Raw genomic sequence first — 17,792 nt, 5'->3', positions numbered from 1 at the left:
ATAGCGTCCGGACCCGTGTCCGACAGCGCCGATTCGTTCCCCCGCATGCACGCCCGCACCCGCCGGTTCACCCTCGGCGTCCCGCGCGGGTTCACCGTCGCCCCGGACGGCTCCCGCGCACTGTTCCTGCGCAGCCGCTCCGGCACCGACCCGGTGACCTGCCTGTGGTCGGTCGACGCGGCCACCGGCGAGGAACGCCTCGTGGTGGACCCGGCCGAGGTGCCCGGCCTGCCCGGCGAGGAGGACCTGCCGGCCGCGGAGCGGGCCCGCCGAGAACGGGTGCGGGAGCAGGCCGGCGGCGTCGTCGGCTACGCGTGCGACGCCGCCGTCGAGCGGGCGGTGTTCGCGCTCTCCGGGCGGCCCTTCACCGTCAGGCTGACCGGGGAGCCGGACGTCCGGCCGCTGGAGATCGGCGGCCTCGAGGCCGTCGTCGACCCGCGGATCGACCCGACCGGGCGGCGGGTCGCCTTCGTCGCCGACCGGGCCCTGCACCTGCACGATCTCGGCGCCGGCACGACGACCCGGCTGGTCGGCCCGGCCGACGACGAGCCGGACGTCTCCTACGGGCTCGCGGACTTCGCCGCCGCGGAGGAGATGGGGCGCTACCGCGGGTTCTGGTGGGCGCCGGACGGCGAGGCGCTGCTCGTCGCGCGGGTGGACGAGTCCGGGGTGGACCGCTGGCACATCGCCGACCCCGCGCACCCGGACCGCACCCCGGTGGAGGTCCGCTACCCGGCGGCGGGCACGCCGAACGCCGTCGTCGGGCTGGAGGTCGTCGGCGTCGGCGGGGACCGCACCGCCGTCGAGCGGGACACGACCGGCTACGAGTACCTCGCCACGGCCGGGTGGGACTCGCACGGCCCGCTGATCTCGGTGCAGCCGCGGGACCAGCGCGAGGTGCTGACCCTCGCGGTCGACCCGGCCACCGGCGCGACGACGGCGCTGCACTCCCAGACCGACCCGGTGTGGGTGGAGAACGTGCCCGGCGTCCCGGCCCGCACGGCGTCGGGCGTGCTGGTGCGGGTGGCCGACGAGGGCGGCGCCCGGCGGCTGTACGCCGGCGAGGACGACCTCACCGGCCCGGACCTGCAGGTCCGCGAGGTGCTCGGGATCGACGGCGAGACAGTGCTGTTCCGCGCCTCGCCCGAGCCGACCTCGGTGCAGCTGCTGTCGGTGACCCCGGGCGAGGAGCCGCGGCCGCTGTCGGCGGCCGGGGGCGTGCACTCCGGCGTCGCGGCCGGCGGCACCCTGGTCCGGGTCTCCCAGGATCTCGACACCGCGACGCACGCGGTCCTGGTGACCGCGGACGGCGTCGAGCACCCGGTCGCCGGGCACGCGGCGGACCCGGGGTTCGCCCCCGCGGTCACGCTGCACGGGTTCGGCGAGCGGGAGCTGCGCACCGCGGTGCTGCTGCCGTCCGGGCACGTGCCGGGGACGCCGCTGCCGGTGCTGCTGGACCCCTACGGCGGCCCGCACTCCCAGCGCGTCCTGCGGTCGCGCAACGCCCACCTGACCAGCCGCTGGTTCGCCGACCAGGGCTTCGCCGTGCTGGTCACCGACGGGCGCGGCTCGCCCGGCCGGGGCCCGGAGTTCGAGCGCGCGATACACGGCGACCTGGCCGGACCGGTCCTGGAGGACCAGATCGCTGCCCTGCACGCGGCGGCCGAGGAGTACCCGGACCTGGACCTGACCCGGGTCGGCATCCGCGGCTGGTCGTTCGGCGGGTACCTGGCCGCGCTGGCGGTGCTGCGCCGCCCGGACGTCTTCCACGCCGCGATCGCCGGGGCGCCGGTGACCGACTGGGCGCTCTACGACACCCACTACACCGAGCGCTACCTCGGCATGCCCGGCGGCGAGTCCTACACCCGGTCCTCGATCGTCGAGGACGCGGCAGTCCCGCCGACCGAGGACGCCCCGCACCGGCCGCTGATGATCGTGCACGGGCTGGCCGACGACAACGTCGTCGCCGCGCACACCCTGCGGCTGTCCTCGGCGCTGCTGGCCGCGGGGCGCCCGCACCAGGTGCTGCCGCTGTCCGGGGTCACGCACATGACGCCGCAGGAGGTCGTCGCGGAGAACCTGCTGCGGCTGCAGGTCCGGTTCCTCACCGATGCGCTGGGTGCCTGAGACGGCCTGATCATCGCTAGGCTCGCGCGGTGCCGACCCCGCCGGAACCGCACGACCCCGCCCACGTCGGGCGCTATCGCATCACCGGGGTCCTCGGGGCCGGCGGGATGGGCCGGGTGCTGCTCGGCGAGGCTCCCGACGGGCGGCGGGCCGCGATCAAGCTGGTGCACCCCGAGCTGGTCGACGCCGACGGCTTCCGGGCCCGGTTCCGGCGCGAGGTGACCCTGGCGGCCCGGGCCCCCGCCGGCTGGACGGCGGCGTTCCTCGACGCCGACCCGGACGCCGATCGGCCCTGGATGGCGACCGCCTACCTGGAGGCGCCGTCGCTGCACGACGAGATCGTCCACACCGGGCCGATGTCGCCGTACCGGGCCGCCGACCTGGGCGTGGGGCTGGCCTCGGCCCTGCATGCGCTGCACGCGCGCGGGCTGGTGCACCGCGACCTCAAGCCGTCGAACGTGCTGCTGACCGGCGGCGGACCGCGACTGATCGACTTCGGGATCTCCCGGGCGGTCGACGGGACGGCGCTCACCGCGACCGGGCAGATCATCGGGACGCCCGAGTACCTGTCCCCGGAGCAGGTCACCGGCGCGCCGCGGGCCGGGACCGCGGCGGACCTGTTCGCGCTCGGTTCGCTGCTGACGTTCGTGGTCTCCGGGCGGACCCCGTTCGGCGGGGGCACGACGGCGGTGGTGCTGTCCCGGGTGGTGCACGGCGAGCCCGACCTGCCCGCCGAGCTGGGTCCGCTGGAACCGGTGGTGCGGACCCTGCTGGACAAGGACCCGGCCCGGCGTCCGGACGCCGGACGGGTCGCCGAGCTGCTGGCCGGCGGGGTGCCGGGGGCGGCCCCGGCCGGGGAGGCCGCGACGGTCGTGCTGCCGCGCGGTGCGGATCCCGGCGCACCCCCGCCCACCCTCGTCGGCGGTCCGCCGACCTCGGCCGCTCCGTCCGGGCCGGACCGGCCGCGGCCGGGCGAGCGATGGCCGGGCGAGCCGTGGCCCCCGGACCGGCCGTGGCACCGTCGCCGGTGGCCGGTCGCCGCGGCCGGTGCGCTGGTCGCGGTGGCGGCCGCGGTCGTCGTCGCGCTGGTGGTGGGGAGTGGTTCCGGATCGACCGGCACCGCGGCCGGACCGGCGTCCGGCCCGGCATCGAGCGCGCCGCCGCCGACCACCGCACCGGCACCGACCACGACCCCGGCCCCCGCGGGCGACGCCGACCTGCTGGCCGGGGCCGCCGTCGTCGACACCTCGGAGGACGCACGGTTCGGCGCCGCCGCGGACGTCCTGCGCTTCCGCTCCCCCAGCGGCAACATCGCCTGCGCGCAGGAGCCGTTCGCGGTCCGCTGCGACGTGCTCGAACGCACCTGGGAGGTGCCCCCGGTGCCGGCGTCGTGCGCGCAGGCCTACGGCACCGGGGCGCAGCTGGCCGGCGCCGCCCCCGGCTCGCTGACCTGCGTCGGTGACACGATCGCCGATCCGGCGCTGCCGGTGCTGGAGTTCGACCGGGCGTTGCGCACCGGCGAGGTGACCTGTGTCAGCCGCAGCACCGGCGTGGAGTGCCGCAACACGACGACCGGGCACGGTATCGCGGTGGCCCGCGCGTCCTACCGCCTCTACTGAGACGTCTGCCTCGACCGAGACGTCTACCCGGCCTGGACGAACCGCAGGACCGCACCCTCGGCGACGTAGAGCGCGCGACCGTCCGGCGCCACGGCGAGGCCGGCCGCGGCCCCGGCTCCGGGTATCTCGGCGACCGTGGCCAGGGTGCCGGCGTCCACGGCGGTCACCGTCCCGGCCGTCGCGTCGAGCGCGTACACGAGCCCCGGTGCGACGGCGAGCCGGGTGGCCGGGAGGTCCGGCCGGCTCGCCCGGAGCGCGCCGTCCGGTCCGGTCAGCCGCAGGCCGGGTGTCCCGTCGCCGGTGCCGGTCACGGCGAGCACGACGTCGCCGCCGGGAAGCGCGGCGAGATCGGCGACGTCGTCGGGTCCCGGCACCCCGGACGTCGTCCCGGTCCACGGTGGACCGACGGTCTGCACCCGGTTCCCACCCTCCGGGGAGGCACCGGTGACGAGCACGACGTCGTCGCCGGCGGCGTCGAGCGCGACCGGCCGGGTCGCCGGGGTCGCGGTGGCCAGGACGTCCAGAGAGTCCGGGTCCAGCGCCACCACCCGGGACGTGCGCGGATCACCGACCACGACGGCGCCGGACGACCAGGCGAGGTCCGGGGACCACACGATCTCCGCGCCCGCCGCGCCGTCCCCGACCTCGGCGGCGGCGACGACGCTCCGGTCCGCGGTGTCGACCGCGACCACCCTGGTCGGTGTGCTGGTGAGCGCGGCGTACAGCCGGGTGCCGTCCGGGGAGAGCGCGAGCGCGGCCGGGAAGTTCCCGACCTCGACCGTGCCCAGGACCCGTCCGGTGGTGTCGAGCGCGGTCACCGCGCCACCGTCCGGGTCGGCGACGTACACCCGGCCCTCCCCGGCCACGACCGCGCCGGCCCGGTGCGCCAGCGCGACCACCGGGCCCGGCGAGCTCGGGGGCGGGACCGGCGCCGTCGCGGGCGGACCGTTCCCGGGCCGCCCGGGGTCGGGCGCGACCGGGCCGGCACCCGCGTCCGCCGCCACGTCGGACGGGACCGGTCCCGGGGAATCCGCCGGGGACGCCGGCAGGAGGGCGACGACCCCGGCGACCAGCGCGGCGACCGCCGCGGCCGCGATCCCGCACCGCGTACCGACGCCCCGCCGGCGCCGGGCGAGCAGGTCCGCCGCCGACGGCCGTCGTGCCGGGTCGCGTTCCAGGCAGGCCGCCGCGACCGTGCGCCACGGCTCGGGCGTCGCGCCCGGGTCGGGCGCGCCGTGCAGGAGCCGGTAGAGCACCGCGGGGACGGTGTCGCCGGGGTAGGGCGGTGCGCCGGTCGCGGCGAACACCAGCACCGCCCCGAGAGCGTGCACGTCCGCGGCGGGCCCCGGTTCGCCGGCCTCGACCACCTGCTCCGGCGCGAGGTACGCCGGGGTGCCCGGGGTGGCACCGGTGCGGGTCATCCGGGTGTCGCCGGCCGTGTGCGCGATCCCGAAGTCGACCACGCGCGGCCCACCCCGGGTCAGGACGACGTTGGCGGGCTTGAGGTCACGGTGCACCAGCCCGGCACGGTGCATCGCGGCGACCGCCCGCAACAGCCCGGACGCGAGCCGGGCCAGCTCGCGGCCGTGCAGCGGACCGCCGTCGCGCACCCGGCGGTCCAGCGTCGGGCCCTCCAGCAGCGTCGTCGCCACCCACGGCGGGTCGCCGTCCGGGTCGGCGTCCACCACCGGCGCGGTCCAGCGGGCCGGCATCCGCCGCGCCGCCGCCACCTCGCGGCGGAACCGGGTCCGGAAGCCGTCGGCGGCGGCCCGCTCGCGGTGGACCAGCTTGAGCGCGACCCGCCGCCCCCGGGCGTCGACGGCGAGGTGCACCCGCCCCGAGGCCCCGGCGCCCAGGACCGGGCCCAACCGGTAGGGACCCACCGTCGTCGGGGAGGGCGGGTCAGGAGCGGCCATGCGGCAGAGCCTCGCACGCGATCATCCGGCACGGTCACCGTCCGGCAACACGTGTTTCCGGTTCGCCTTGCGGTCCGGTGTGCGGTGTGGCTACCTGGGGTGGTGGGGACCACATCACCCACCCACCCCGCCCAGCCGGGAGTTCCATGACCAGCGTCGACACCCAGGCCGCCCCGGGAACGGGGTTCTGGCTCTGCGAGCCCTGCGGCTTCATCTACGACCCCGCCGAGGGCGACCCGGACGGCGGCGTGCCCCCCGGAACGCCCTTCGAGGACATCCCGGACGACTGGATGTGCCCGATCTGCGGCGCCACCAAGGCGGACTTCCGCGAGCTGGAGCCGGGCGAGCTCGGGTTCTGACGCGGGTCGAGACATGAGGAGCGTACGGCCATGATCACCGGATACGACCACTTCGTGCAGCTCGCCGAGTCGCTGCAGTGGGACGAGACCGATCTCGACTTCACCGCCGACCGGAGGGCCTGGCCGCAGCTGACCGAGGACGAACGCTCCCGGCTGCTCGGCCTGATCGCCGGGTTCGTCCTCGCCGAGACCGCGGTGTCCTCCGAGCTCGGCTCCTACCAGGCCGCCGCGTCCGACGCCTCCATGCAGGCCACCTTCCGCGCCCAGGCCCGGGACGAGGCCCGGCACGCCCGCTTCTTCGACCTCGTCGCGGCCGAGGTCGTCGGCGTCGAGGGCGACAACCCGGCGCAACGGCGGGACGTCCTGCGTACCCACGTCAGCGCCGAGCTCGTCGACCTGTTCGAGTCGCGGCTGCCGGACACCGCCCGCCGGCTCGCCGAGGACCACACCGGCCTGACGTCCGCGGTCGGGCTCTACCACATGGTGATCGAGGGCGTCGTCCTGCTCGCCGGGCAGAACGCGATGCTCGACGCGCTGGAGGGTCTGTCGGTCGACCTGCCCGGCCTGCGCCGGGGCATGGAGCTGGTGCTGCGCGACGAGCGCTGGCACATCGGGTTCGGCTCGCGGGTCGTGCAGAGCGCCGACATCGGGCAGGACGAGGCCGACGTCGTGCTGGAGCAGGGCGAGACGGCCGCCAAGGTGTGGGGCGACCTCATCACCCCCGCGGCGATCGAGGCCGCGGTGAAGCAGCACCGGCGGCGGCTCAAGGCCGCCGGCATCAAGTTCTGGTGACACCCGCCCGGCCGCGGGAAACACGTGTTTCATTCTCGGCCGGGCCGCCCGGCGGCCCCACGGGAATGTCCGGCCCCGGCGACCGTCGTCGTGTCCACAGTGAACAGACCGGACCCTGCTGGTGATCATCGATGATGATCCTTCGCACGTCACGCCACATGTCGATCCGCAACCTCGGGTGACGGAACGATCACGGAAGCGCCGGAACGGTGCGGTGTCGAGCAATTCGCACCACCCCGAAATCGGTCCACAAAATCGCGACCCCGCGCCGGGACGGGCCGCATCGACCAGACCCTGAATCGCCACGGAATTGTCGGTGTAAACGGGATGTCGATCATGCGTGTCGCCGCCACCCGGCCGGCGCCCACGACCCGCCCGGCGGGCGAACGCACAGGTCGGAGTTGTGCGAGGAGCCGTCGCCCGGCACCGGCCGCGCGCGACGGGCACCTCCGGTCGAGCGGCGCCCGACCCACGGCCGACACCGGGATTCGCGCATTGCGCGCACCCCGCCCGACTCGGTGATCGTTTTCTCGAAATGACACGCTCCCGGACTTGACGCCTCTCCCGGATGATGTGAGGGTGATCACGTACCCCGCCGACAATTCGCGTTCGAAGAGGATGTGCCAATGACGACGACTGCAGGTGATCGAGCCAGCGAGTTGGCCGAGGCGGGCCTGGACGGCCAGAACCGGGCCGCGCTGGGCAAGGTGCTCGGGACCGGGACCATCGGCTACGCCGAGGAGGGTTCCGACGGCGTCCTGCGCGCCACGGTCCGGATTCCCGAGGACAAGCTCTGTTACGAGCCCGGGATCCTCATCCTCCCGCACGGCGGGGACATCGAGCTCACGCTCATCAACGACGACAAGAACACCCACTGTGCCGTGCTGCCCAGCAACGGCGACCCCATGTTCATCTGGCTGGTGAACCACGCGAAGGGGACGGCGAAGCTCAACCTGGACGGCCCGGGCACCTACTACTACGGCTCCGCGAGCGGGAACGACGAAGGCCGCGGGCTGACCGGGGCGATCGTCATCAGCGGCGAGGTACCCGATCACGCCAAGCTCGACCGTCCCCCGCAGCCGCGTCCGTGAGGAGGAGCGACACATGACCGACTACGTCGACGCGGGCGAGGCGATCCCGCACGCACAGCTCACCGCGGTCAAGGGTGAGGCGCCGGCCACGAGCAACGTGGACTACGAGCGCATCCGGAACGCACGCTCGGAGCCGCAGAACTGGCTCACCTACTACGGCACCTACGACGGCCAGCGCTACGCCGAGCTGGACCAGATCAACACCGAGACCGTCCGGCGCCTCTCCCCCGCGTGGGTCTTCCAGGCCGGTGCGGTGGGCATGCAGTCCGGGGCGTCGACCTACTCATTCGAGGCGTCACCGATCGTCGTCGAGGGCGTCATGTACGTCTCCGGCCCGGACGGCCGCTGCTGGGCGATCGACGCGAAGACCGGCGAGGAGCTCTGGCGCTACAAGCACGCGTCCCCCTACGACGTGTCGCTGTGCTGCGGCAACGTCAACCGCGGCGTCGCGGTGGGTCACGGCAAGGTCTACATGGCGACGCTGAACGCGCACGTCATCGCGCTCGACGCGACGACCGGCAAGAAGGTCTGGGACGTCACCGCCGGCGACGTCCGCGCGGGCGAGAGCCGCACCACCGCGCCGCTGCTGGTCAAGGACATGGTCCTGGTCGGCAGCTCCGGTGGCGAGTTCGGCAGCCGCGGCCACCTGGACGCGTTCGACGCGCACACCGGTGAGCGGCGCTGGCGCACGTACATGGTCCCGAAGCCCGGCGAGCCCGGTTCGGAGACCTGGCCGGACGACGGCGAGGCGTGGCAGCGCGGCGGCGGGAACTGCTGGGTGACGCCCACCTACGACCCCGAGCTGGAGATGATCTACCAGGGCACCGGCAACCCGGCCCCGGACTTCGACGGGGACATCCGCCCCGGCGACAACCTCTACACCGACAGCGTCGTCGCGATGGACGTGAACACCGGTGAGATCCGGTGGCACTACCAGTTCACGCCGCACGACCTGTGGGACTACGACTCCACGATGGAGAACCTGCTGTTCGACGCCCCGGACGGGCGCAAGCTGCTCGCCCACGCGGACAAGAACGGCTACTTCTTCGTGCTCGACCGCACCGACGGCGAGCTCGTGCGGGTGTTCCCCTTCGTCGACCGCATCACCTGGGGCGAGATCACCCCGGAGGGCAAGGTCACGCCGAAGGTGTACCCGGACGAGGAGGGCGTCCCCGTGCACTTCTGGCCGGGACCGGCCGGGGGCAAGGAATGGACGCACATGTCCTACAACCCCCAGACCGGGCTGATCTACATCCCGGTCCAGGAGGTCGGGGCCACGGCGACCCGCCGGCGTCGCGAGTTCAAGGAGTCGATCCCCTACTGGGGCGCGGGCGTCGCGGTGGACATCGAGGACTTCTACGGCTTCGTGTCCGCGGTCGACCCGCTGACCGGCGAGGAGAAGTGGCGCTGGCGCAACGAGTACCCGATGTGCGCCTCCACGCTGACCACCTCGGGCGGGCTGGTCTTCCAGGGCACACCGACCGGCGAGCTCGTGGCGCTCGACGCCGCGACCGGCGAGAAGCTGTGGCAGTTCCAGTGCGGCAGTGGGCACCACTCGAGCCCCTCCACCTACGAGGTCGACGGCCGGCAGTACGTCGCCGTCCCGACCGGCTGGGGCGGCTGGGTCGAGGGCTTCCTGCCCGGGCTGCTGGGCGCCGCCGCGGGTGACGCGCTGTTCGTCTTCGCGCTGCCGGAGAGCTGACGCTGCTGTCGGGTCGATCCAGTCGCACACTCGAGGGGAATGCGGCACACCGCGGAAGGGAGGTGAACGCACGTGGAGTCCACCACCGAGTGGGAGGCACCCGAGTTCGAGGAGATCGGGTGCGCGCCCGAGGTGACGATGTACATCGCCCGTACCGAGGCGTGACGAGATGACGTCCAGGGGCGCCGGACCATGGTTCCGGCGCCCCTGTGGCGTGCGATCAGGAGGTGAGCATGCGGATCCGGGTCCTGGGGTCGGCGGCCGGTGGCGGTTTCCCGCAGTGGAACTGCGGCTGCCCGGGCTGCCGCGCCGTGCGCGACGGGAGCCGGCCGGCGACGCCGCGGACCCAGTCGTCGATCGCGGTGAGTGCCGGCGGCGACGACGGGTGGTGGCTGGTCAACGCCTCGCCCGACGTCCGTTCCCAGCTGGCCGACGCCCCCGAGCTGCGCCCCACCGGGGACCGCGGCACCCCGCTGCGGGGCGTGCTGCTCACCGACGCCGAGATCGACCACAGCCTCGGCCTGCTGCTGCTGCGCGAGGGCGGCGGGGTGGCGCTGCACGCGACCGCCGCGACCCATCGCACGCTGCGCGACGGCACCGGACTGCTCGGCACCCTGGAGAAGTTCTGCCCGGTGACCTGGACCGAGGTCGTCCTCGGTGCACCGCACGACCTGGGTGGGCTGACCTGCACCGCGTTCGACGCGCCGTCGGGCAAGCACGACCGGTTCGGCGTCCTCGGCGATGATCCGGCGGGCCGGGTCGTCGGGTACCGGTTCACCGACACCACCACCGGCGCCGTCGCCGTGTACCTGCCCGGGGTGCAGGACCTGACCGCGGACGTCCTCGGCGAGATCGAGGGCGCCGACCTGCTGCTCGTCGACGGCACCACCTGGCACGACGACGAGATGATCCGGCTCGGGCTCGCCCGCAGGACCGCGCACGACATGGGACACCTGCACGTCGGCGGCCCCGGTGGCAGCCTGGAGGTGCTGTCCCGGCTCGGCCTGCCACGGATCGTGTACGTCCACATCAACAACACGAACCCGATACTGCTCGACGACTCGGACGAACGCGCCGAGGTCGAGAAGGCCGGCGTCACGGTCGGGACCGACGGACTGGACCTGGAGGTCTGATGAGCGACGCCGTTCCCGAGAGTCCGCTGGTCGACCGGCTCCGGTCGCACGCCCGGCAGTACCACAGCGCGCACCCGTTCCACCTGCGGATGAACGAGGGCACGCTGTCCCCCGACCAGATCCGCGGCTGGGTCGCGAACCGGTTCGCCTACCAGGAGGCCATCCCGGTCAAGGACGCCGCGATCCTCTCGAACTGCCCGGACGTCGAGGTGCGGCGACGCTGGATCCGCCGGATCACCGACCACGACGGCACCCTCGAGGACGGGCCGGAGAGCGGCGGTATCGAGGCGTGGCTACGGCTCGGCGAGGCGTGCGGGCTGAGCCGCATCGAGATCCTCGACCACCGGCACGTCCAGCCCGGTGTCCGGTTCGCCGTCGACGCCTACGTCACCTTCGCCCGCACGAAGCCGTGGGTGGAGGCGGTCGCGTCGTCGCTGACCGAGCTGTTCGCCCCGGACCTGATGGCCGAGCGGCTCGCCGCGTTCGAGAAGTACTACAGCTGGATCGAACCGGACGGCCTGCAGTACTTCCGCAACCGGCTGTTCCAGGCGCCGCGCGACTCCGAGCACGCGCTCGAGGTCGTCCTGGCGCACTGCCACTCGCCGGCGCAGCAGGACGCCGCCGAGGCCGCGCTGTCGTTCAAGTGCGACGTCCTGTGGTCCATGATGGACGCGATCGACCATGCCTACGCGTGACACGGCGGCGGGCGCGGTCCCGGCGCCACGGCGGTCACCGGACCGCGCCGTGAGCGACGCGGAGATCCCCGGGAACGCGCGGCCACGGCTCGGCGCGCACGTCCGGATGCGTCCGGACCGCGCGACCGGCGGGTATGTGCTGCTCGGCCCGGAGACCGTCGTCGTGCTGAACCAGACCGGGCACGCGGTGCTGCGGCTGTGCGACGGCGAGCGGACCGTCGACCAGATCGTCGCCTCCCTGGTCGAGGGGTACGACGGGGCCGACACCGACGTCGTCGGCGAGCAGGTGCGGGACTACCTGTCCCGGCTGGCCGCCCGCAACCTCGTCGCGTTCACGAGGACCCGGCGATGACCGCGCCTCGCCCCTTCGGGCTGCTCGCCGAGCTCACCTACCGCTGCCCGCTGGCCTGCGCCTACTGCTCCAACCCGGTCGAGATGGACCGCTACGCCGAGGAGCTGTCCACCGCCGACTGGCAGCGGGTGTTCACCGAGGCCGCCGACCTCGGCGTGCTGCAGTGCCACCTGTCCGGCGGGGAACCGCTGCTGCGCCGCGACCTGCCCGACCTGGTGCGCACCGCGAACGACCTCGGGATGTACACCAACCTCGTCACCAGCGCCATGGGGCTCAACCGGCGACGCGCGGAGGAGCTGCGCGCGGCCGGGCTCGATCATGTGCAGGTCAGCGTGCAGGCCGACGAACCCGCCACCGCCGACCGGATCGCCGGCATCCCCTCGTTCGACCGCAAGCTCGAGGCCTGCCGGCTGGTGCGCGAGCTCGGCTGGCCGCTGACGGTCAACGTGGTGCTGCACCGGCAGAACATCGACCGGGTCGGCGCGATCCTCGAGCTCGTCGAGGACCTGCACGCCGACCGGGTCGAGCTGGCCAACACCCAGTACTACGGCTGGGCCTGGCGGAACCGGACCGCGCTGCTGCCCTCGCGCGAGCAGCTGGACCGGGCCGAGGAGATCGTCGTCGCCGCGCGGGAGCGCCTCGCCGGGCGGATGGAGGTCGTGCACGTCCTGCCCGACTACTACAGCCGCTACCCCAAGCCGTGCATGGGCGGCTGGGCGCAGCGCCAGCTCACCGTCGCCCCGAACGGCGACGCCCTGCCCTGCCCGGCCGCGCAGACCCTGCCGCTGCCGCGGGCCTCGGTCCGCGACGCCGGCCTGGGCGAGATCTGGACCTCGGCGCCGCTGTTCACCGCGTTCCGCGGAACCGACTGGATGCAGGACCCGTGCCGGTCCTGCGAGCGCCGGGAGCTCGACCACGGCGGCTGCCGCTGCCAGGCCTTCCAGCTCACCGGCGACGCCGCGGCCACCGACCCGGTCTGCCACCTCTCCCCCGAGCACCACCTCGTCGACGCCGCGGTGGCCGACGCGAACTCGGCCGCACCGGTCGACCTCGAGCTGGTGCCACGGGGGCGGCTCCGCCGCCCGTAGCGCCTGTCAGTCCTCGTCGACCGGCACGATGCCGAACACGGCGAAGCTGACGATCCAGTAGAGGACGTAGGCGACCAGCAGCACGACGCCGTGCCAGCGGCGCAGCCGCCCGGTCCACAGCGCGTAGGTGGAGAACCCGATCATCGCGACGAGCGCCGGCAGGTGCCAGACGAACACGTCCGGGGTCACCTCGACCTCGCCGCCGGCCAGCACGATGATCCCGAGCTTGGCGGTGACCGAGAAGACCACCGAGCCGATCACGTTGCCGATGCCGATCAGCGGCGCGCCGCGGCGGGCCGGCTCGACGGTGAGGAAGATGTCCTCCAGCGTGAGCACCAGGGTGGCGATCGTCGCGCCGAACACGGTGCCGGCGATGTTGAACTCGTCCAGGATCCCCTCGGTGCCCTCGGTCATCACCCAGGCACCGATGATCAGGCCCACCAGCGAGAGGAACGCCAGCCCCATCAGCGCCCAGCCCGGCAGGTTCCGCTTCGACGTGATCGGGATGTCGCTGGTGTACGAGTGGTCGACCGACGACGAGCCGCCCCCGCCGGCACCCGCCGTCTCCAGCACCTCGCTGTCCCGGAACATCGGCACGGCGCGGGACCGTTCACGGACCGCGACGTAGGCCACGAACGCGACGAACAGCGCGATCAGCAGGATCGCCACCGCCGTGCCGATGTCGCCGACGAACGCCAGCGCGACCAGCACCAGCGGTGACACCGCGAACAGCACCAGGTAGTCCCGCGGCACCTGCACCGCGCACGGCACCAGCAGGGCGGCCAGGGCCAGCACCACGCCGACCATCGAGATCACGGTGCCGAAGACGATGCCGAGCGCCACGTCGTCGAGGCCCTCGAGGTTCAGCGCGACACCGAAGACGAGGTCGTCGAACTCGATTCCGGTGAAGATCACCGCGAGCAGGAACACCGAGATCGCGAGACCCCGTGCGGCGCCGACCAGATACGTGATCAGCTTTTCCGCGCTGTAGATCAAGAGCGCGGCACCGGCCGCGAAGATCAGGATCGACATCATCGGTGATCGATTCCTCCGCCTCGTCACACCTCCAGGTCCGGGGACGATGCGCCCGGGCGGCCACGACCGCCCGGACACACCGCCCCGGCATTTCCTGTTACGCAGCACGAATCCGGGTCACCCACGAGGATTCGGTGCGCCAGGGATGCTCGCAAAGATGTGATCGGGACAACAGAGTTGATTTTCACCGCGGATGAGTGCACCATTTGCGACCGTCCTGTGACCGACGGTCAGCGAAGGTCCTTCCGGTCCCAGAACACGAACGGATCCCCCGCCTTGCGCGGTTCCGGGGGCGGCGGCAACGCCGACCCGGCGAGCCGGCGCAGGTAGTCGGCGACGCCGGTGCCCACCCGGCGGCGCTCGTCCTCGTCGGGCCCGGCGACGATCAGCTGGCCGGCCGCCCCGCCCGCCTCCGGCACGGTGTCGACGGCGATGGAGTTCCCACCTCCGTCGGTGGCCAGCGGCCACCACCCCGGGTCCCAGTACCGGGCGCGGACCGGGTCGTCGTCACGGACGGTGATGTGGTCGTCGAAGTCCGGTTTCGAGTCCCCGGGCCCGACGACCTCGATCCAGTTGCGGTACTCGGCGATCGCCTGCTGCAGCGGGAGCAGCGCGTACGTCGCCGGGAAGAGGCTGGTCGTCGCGCTCGGGTGCGGGCCGGGGCCGCGGGGGAAGTCGGGTCGCTGGCCGTCGGAGAGCGCGTAGAAGGCGCGCAGCTCGTCCGGGAACGGGCGCCCGAACACCGCCTCGGCCGCGGCGACCTCCGCCGGCGCGGCGGGTGGGCGGACCATGGTGGTGCCCGGGTAGCCCGCGGCGTCGAGCACGGCGAGCCAGGCCGACCAGGCGGCGGAGACGTCCTCTGTGGAACGCGTATCGGTCATGCCGCGCAGCCTGGCACGAACCGCCCCCGTGCACGGCCGTTCCGGCCGACGTCCCGGCGGAGCCGGGCTCCCCGGGCTCTGGCAGGGTCGTTCCCCGACAGCCGGCCCCGGCCGGACCCGCCCGCGAGGAGCACCCGAAGTGACCGCACCCCAGAAGCCCGCCGTCGACATCGTCGACGGACCGCTGCCGACCGACCTGGTGACCGAGGACCTGACGGTCGGCGAGGGCGCCGAGGCCAAGCCGGGCGACAACGTCGCCGTGCACTACGTCGGCGTCTCCCAGTCCACCGCGGCCGAGTTCGACAACTCCTACGACCGCGGGCAGCCGCTGCGCTTCGGGCTCGGCGCCGGTCAGGTCATCGCCGGCTGGGACAGCGGCGTCACCGGGATGCGGGTCGGCGGCCGCCGCCGGCTGGTCATCCCGCCGCACCTGGGCTACGGCGCGCGCGGCGCGGGCGGGGTCATCGCCCCGAACGAGACGCTCGTCTTCGTCTGCGACCTCGTGGCCGTCGGCTGAGCTCGCTCGTCCTCATCTCCGACACGCACGCTCCGGCCCGGGGCGGCGCCCACCCCGGTGGTCTCCCCGAGCCGGTGTGGGACGCGGTCGACGCCGCCGACGTCGTCGTGCACGCCGGCGACTGGTGCACCGTGGACCTGCTGGACCGGCTCGCGTCGCGCGCGTCGCGGTTGCTGGCGTGCTGGGGCAACAACGACGGCGACGACCTGCGCGCCCGGCTGCCGGAGACCGCGCGGGACGAGATCGGCGGCGTCCGGATCGCGGTCACCCACGAGACCGGTGCGAAGCAGGGCCGGGAACGGCGCGCCGCGGACGCCTTCGGCGACACCGACCTGCTGGTGTTCGGGCATTCGCACATCCCGTGGGACTCCGCCGCCGTCCGGGCCGACGGCGGCACGCTGCGGCTGCTCAACCCGGGCTCGCCGACCGACCGGCGCCGCCGGCCCACGCACACCTGGATGACGCTGAGCCTGGCCGGCGGCCGGATCGGCGACGTCGTGCTGCACCATCTGGAGGGCGCCGGGCCCGCACCGGACGGCGACCGGTAGTCCCGCCTCATGCGCTGCGGGTGAGGCCGCGCCGGCCGCGCGGGCCCAGGATCGGTCCGTGCGCCCGACGACCGCGACACCCGGCACCGACGACGAGGACGACGTCGCGGACGCGCGCCGCGGCTTCGTCGGCACCCGGTCACCCGCCGTGGTGCACGCCGCCGACGGGCGGGTGGTGTGGGACGCGGACGCCTGGACCCCGCTGCTCGACGGGCCCCGCCCGGACACGGTCCACCCGAGCCTGTGGCGGCAGGCCCGGCTCGTCGCGCTGCACGGGCTCTACCAGGTCACCGAGGGGATCTACCAGGTCCGCGGGTTCGACCTGTCGAACATGACGCTGATCGAGGGCGACCGCGGCGTCGTCGTGGTCGACCCGCTGATCTCCACCGAGACCGCGGCCGCGGCGCTGGAGCTGTACCGCGCGCACCGCGGCGACCGGCCCGTCACCGGGCTGATCTACACGCACTGCCACGTCGACCACTTCGGCGGCGCCCGCGGCGTGCTGACCGGGGACGACCCGGCCCACGGCGTCCCGGTCGTCGCCCCCGCGGGCTTCGTCGAGCACGCGGTGGCCGAGAACGTCTACGCCGGGACCGGGATGGGACGGCGGGCGACGTACATGTACGGCGCGGCGCTGCCGATCGGCCCGACCGGCCAGGTGGGGGCCGGGCTGGGCATGACCACCTCCACCGGGACCGTCACCATGGTCCCGCCGACCGTCGACGTCGTCCATACCGGCCAGGAGGAGGTCGTCGACGGCGTCCGGATGGTCTTCCAGCTGACCCCGGGCACCGAGGCGCCCGCCGAGATGAACTTCCTGCTGCCGACGCACCGGGCGCTGTGCATGGCCGAGAACGCCACACACACCCTGCACAACCTGCTCACGCTGCGCGGCGCCGTGGTCCGCGACCCGCACCTGTGGGCTCGGTACCTCACCGAGGCGATCGCGTTGTTCGCCGACCGGGCCGACGTCGAGTTCGCCTCGCACCACTGGCCCACCTGGGGCGCCGACCGCATCGAGCGGCTGCTGTCCGAGCAGCGTGACCTCTACGCCTACCTGCACGACCAGACGCTGCGGCTGATCAACCAGGGCTGCACCGGCATCGAGATCGCCGAGCTGCTCACCCCGCCACCGGCGCTCGACGCGGCCTGGCACACGCACGGCTACTACGGCTCGTTCAGCCACAACGTCAAGGCGGTCTACCAGCGCTACATGGGCTGGTTCGACGGCAACCCCGCGCACCTCTGGCAGCACCCGCCGGAGGCGGCGGGACGCCGCTACGTCGACGCGATCGGCGGGCCGGAGAAGCTGATCGCCGTCGCCCGCCGGGCGTACGACGACCGTGACCTGCGCTGGGCGGCCGAGCTGCTCGGCCACCTCGTCTTCGCCGACCCCGGGAACGCGGAAGCCCGCGAGCTGCAGGCGGCGACGTTCGACCAGCTCGCGTTCGGCGCCGAGAACGCCACCTGGCGCAACTTCTATCTCAGCGGGGCGGCCGAGCTGCGCGGCGGGTCCGCCGGGACCGCGACGGTCACCGCGTCGCCCGACCTGCTCGCGGGCCTCGGGCTCGGCGAGCTGTTCGACAGCCTCGCCGTCCGGGTCGACGGACCGCGCGCGGCGGCGGCGCGCAGCGCGATCGACTGGACCGTCACCGGGCCCGCGGGCGAGCAGCGGTACTGGACCCGGCTCCGCAACGGGGTGCTCGTGCACGGCCCGGGCACCGGCCGCGACGTCCCGGACGCCCGCATCCGGATCAGCCGGGCGGACCTCCTGGCGCTCGTCGGCGGTGCGCCCCGCGCGGACGGACCGGTGATCGACGGCGACGCCGGCGCCCTGGACACGCTGCGCGGTGCGCTCGACGAACCGGATCCGGAATTCGCGATCGTCACACCCTGACCGGACGTGGAGCGGACCTGACCGGAAGTGGAGGTGGCAC

At 73.9% G+C, this 17,792-nt stretch carries 17 protein-coding genes; 14 read left to right on the top strand and 3 right to left on the bottom strand.

The window, feature by feature from the left end; genetic code table 11:
• Positions 1 to 45: 45 nt before the first annotated feature.
• Both WIS52_RS18915 and WIS52_RS18910 read left to right on the top strand, forming a co-directional pair.
• Positions 46 to 2,127, top strand: a complete 2,082-nt coding sequence (locus tag WIS52_RS18915; protein WP_349299648.1) for a prolyl oligopeptidase family serine peptidase — start codon at positions 46 to 48, stop codon at positions 2,125 to 2,127.
• 29 nt (positions 2,128 to 2,156) lie between these two features.
• Positions 2,157 to 3,746, top strand: coding sequence for a serine/threonine-protein kinase (locus tag WIS52_RS18910; RefSeq protein ID WP_349299603.1), 1,590 nt, complete (start codon positions 2,157 to 2,159; stop codon positions 3,744 to 3,746).
• Between the two features lie 23 nt (positions 3,747 to 3,769).
• Here WIS52_RS18910 and WIS52_RS18905 read toward each other — a convergent pair whose 3' ends face one another.
• Complete coding sequence (locus WIS52_RS18905; RefSeq protein WP_349299602.1) at positions 3,770 to 5,662, bottom strand: serine/threonine-protein kinase; 1,893 nt, start codon at positions 5,660 to 5,662, stop codon at positions 3,770 to 3,772.
• A 146-nt stretch (positions 5,663 to 5,808) separates the two neighbouring features.
• Between WIS52_RS18905 and WIS52_RS18900 the strand changes: the two genes are divergently transcribed.
• The 9 genes from WIS52_RS18900 to pqqE all read left to right on the top strand — a co-directional run bounded on the left by WIS52_RS18900 (position 5,809) and on the right by pqqE (position 12,874).
• A complete protein-coding gene (locus tag WIS52_RS18900; protein WP_349299601.1) occupies positions 5,809 to 6,021 on the top strand; it encodes a rubredoxin in 213 nt (70 codons plus the stop codon).
• 30 nt (positions 6,022 to 6,051) lie between these two features.
• Positions 6,052 to 6,813, top strand: coding sequence for a ribonucleotide-diphosphate reductase subunit beta (locus tag WIS52_RS18895; protein ID WP_349299600.1), 762 nt, complete (start codon positions 6,052 to 6,054; stop codon positions 6,811 to 6,813).
• Positions 6,814 to 7,439: 626 nt separating this feature from the next.
• Positions 7,440 to 7,904: an MSMEG_3727 family PQQ-associated protein gene (locus WIS52_RS18890; protein ID WP_349299599.1), complete on the top strand. Its 465-nt coding sequence runs from the start codon at positions 7,440 to 7,442 to the stop codon at positions 7,902 to 7,904.
• 13 nt (positions 7,905 to 7,917) lie between these two features.
• Complete coding sequence (locus tag WIS52_RS18885) at positions 7,918 to 9,606, top strand: PQQ-dependent dehydrogenase, methanol/ethanol family (protein WP_349299598.1); 1,689 nt, start codon at positions 7,918 to 7,920, stop codon at positions 9,604 to 9,606.
• Between the two features lie 72 nt (positions 9,607 to 9,678).
• On the top strand, positions 9,679 to 9,771 hold the full coding sequence (gene pqqA / locus WIS52_RS18880; protein ID WP_060712366.1) for a pyrroloquinoline quinone precursor peptide PqqA: 93 nt from the start codon (positions 9,679 to 9,681) through the stop codon (positions 9,769 to 9,771).
• A gap of 68 nt (positions 9,772 to 9,839) precedes the next feature.
• Positions 9,840 to 10,739: a pyrroloquinoline quinone biosynthesis protein PqqB gene (gene pqqB / locus WIS52_RS18875; RefSeq protein ID WP_349299597.1), complete on the top strand. Its 900-nt coding sequence runs from the start codon at positions 9,840 to 9,842 to the stop codon at positions 10,737 to 10,739.
• Positions 10,739 to 11,434, top strand: a complete 696-nt coding sequence (gene pqqC / locus WIS52_RS18870; RefSeq protein WP_349299596.1) for a pyrroloquinoline-quinone synthase PqqC — start codon at positions 10,739 to 10,741, stop codon at positions 11,432 to 11,434. The genes pqqB and pqqC overlap by 1 nt, the downstream gene beginning before the upstream one ends.
• 49 nt (positions 11,435 to 11,483) lie before the next feature.
• Positions 11,484 to 11,786: a pyrroloquinoline quinone biosynthesis peptide chaperone PqqD gene (gene pqqD / locus WIS52_RS18865; RefSeq protein WP_349299595.1), complete on the top strand. Its 303-nt coding sequence runs from the start codon at positions 11,484 to 11,486 to the stop codon at positions 11,784 to 11,786.
• Positions 11,783 to 12,874, top strand: coding sequence for a pyrroloquinoline quinone biosynthesis protein PqqE (pqqE, locus tag WIS52_RS18860; protein WP_349299594.1), 1,092 nt, complete (start codon positions 11,783 to 11,785; stop codon positions 12,872 to 12,874). Before pqqD ends, pqqE begins: the two co-directional genes overlap by 4 nt.
• 6 nt (positions 12,875 to 12,880) lie before the next feature.
• Here the strand turns inward: pqqE and WIS52_RS18855 are convergent, their stop codons facing one another.
• Together WIS52_RS18855 and WIS52_RS18850 are read right to left on the bottom strand one after the other, a co-directional pair.
• A complete protein-coding gene (locus tag WIS52_RS18855) occupies positions 12,881 to 13,909 on the bottom strand; it encodes a sodium:calcium antiporter (protein ID WP_349299593.1) in 1,029 nt (342 codons plus the stop codon).
• A gap of 230 nt (positions 13,910 to 14,139) precedes the next feature.
• On the bottom strand, positions 14,140 to 14,790 hold the full coding sequence (locus tag WIS52_RS18850) for an SMI1/KNR4 family protein (RefSeq protein ID WP_349299592.1): 651 nt from the start codon (positions 14,788 to 14,790) through the stop codon (positions 14,140 to 14,142).
• A 139-nt stretch (positions 14,791 to 14,929) separates the two neighbouring features.
• Between WIS52_RS18850 and WIS52_RS18845 the strand changes: the two genes are divergently transcribed.
• The 3 genes from WIS52_RS18845 to WIS52_RS18835 are packed head-to-tail and all read left to right on the top strand — an operon-like array spanning position 14,930 to position 17,752.
• The gene (locus tag WIS52_RS18845; protein WP_349299591.1) at positions 14,930 to 15,307 is read left to right on the top strand and encodes an FKBP-type peptidyl-prolyl cis-trans isomerase; all 378 of its coding nucleotides are present in this window, start codon (positions 14,930 to 14,932) and stop codon (positions 15,305 to 15,307) included.
• On the top strand, positions 15,304 to 15,855 hold the full coding sequence (locus tag WIS52_RS18840; RefSeq protein ID WP_349299647.1) for a metallophosphoesterase family protein: 552 nt from the start codon (positions 15,304 to 15,306) through the stop codon (positions 15,853 to 15,855). The genes WIS52_RS18845 and WIS52_RS18840 overlap by 4 nt, the downstream gene beginning before the upstream one ends.
• Before the next feature lie 58 nt (positions 15,856 to 15,913).
• Entirely contained in the window at positions 15,914 to 17,752 is a 1,839-nt protein-coding gene (locus WIS52_RS18835; protein WP_349299590.1) for an alkyl/aryl-sulfatase, read from the top strand.
• Positions 17,753 to 17,792: the final 40 nt, after the last annotated feature.

It is taken from the genome of Pseudonocardia nematodicida (genome assembly GCF_040105385.1).
Classification (GTDB): domain Bacteria; phylum Actinomycetota; class Actinomycetes; order Mycobacteriales; family Pseudonocardiaceae; genus Pseudonocardia; species Pseudonocardia nematodicida.
Note: the sequence above shows the minus strand (reverse complement) of the source record. Positions and strands in the feature narration are given on the sequence as shown.

Coding starts and splice junctions, on each gene's coding strand:
- WIS52_RS18855 (WP_349299593.1), bottom strand. CDS start 13,909: ATGATGTCGATCCTGATCTTCGCGGCCGGTGCCGCGCTCTTGATCTAC.
- pqqE (WP_349299594.1), top strand. CDS start 11,783: ATGACCGCGCCTCGCCCCTTCGGGCTGCTCGCCGAGCTCACCTACCGC.
- WIS52_RS18900 (WP_349299601.1), top strand. CDS start 5,809: ATGACCAGCGTCGACACCCAGGCCGCCCCGGGAACGGGGTTCTGGCTC.
- pqqC (WP_349299596.1), top strand. CDS start 10,739: ATGAGCGACGCCGTTCCCGAGAGTCCGCTGGTCGACCGGCTCCGGTCG.
- WIS52_RS18890 (WP_349299599.1), top strand. CDS start 7,440: ATGACGACGACTGCAGGTGATCGAGCCAGCGAGTTGGCCGAGGCGGGC.
- WIS52_RS18915 (WP_349299648.1), top strand. CDS start 46: ATGCACGCCCGCACCCGCCGGTTCACCCTCGGCGTCCCGCGCGGGTTC.
- WIS52_RS18850 (WP_349299592.1), bottom strand. CDS start 14,790: ATGACCGATACGCGTTCCACAGAGGACGTCTCCGCCGCCTGGTCGGCC.
- WIS52_RS18885 (WP_349299598.1), top strand. CDS start 7,918: ATGACCGACTACGTCGACGCGGGCGAGGCGATCCCGCACGCACAGCTC.
- pqqB (WP_349299597.1), top strand. CDS start 9,840: ATGCGGATCCGGGTCCTGGGGTCGGCGGCCGGTGGCGGTTTCCCGCAG.
- WIS52_RS18905 (WP_349299602.1), bottom strand. CDS start 5,662: ATGGCCGCTCCTGACCCGCCCTCCCCGACGACGGTGGGTCCCTACCGG.
- WIS52_RS18895 (WP_349299600.1), top strand. CDS start 6,052: ATGATCACCGGATACGACCACTTCGTGCAGCTCGCCGAGTCGCTGCAG.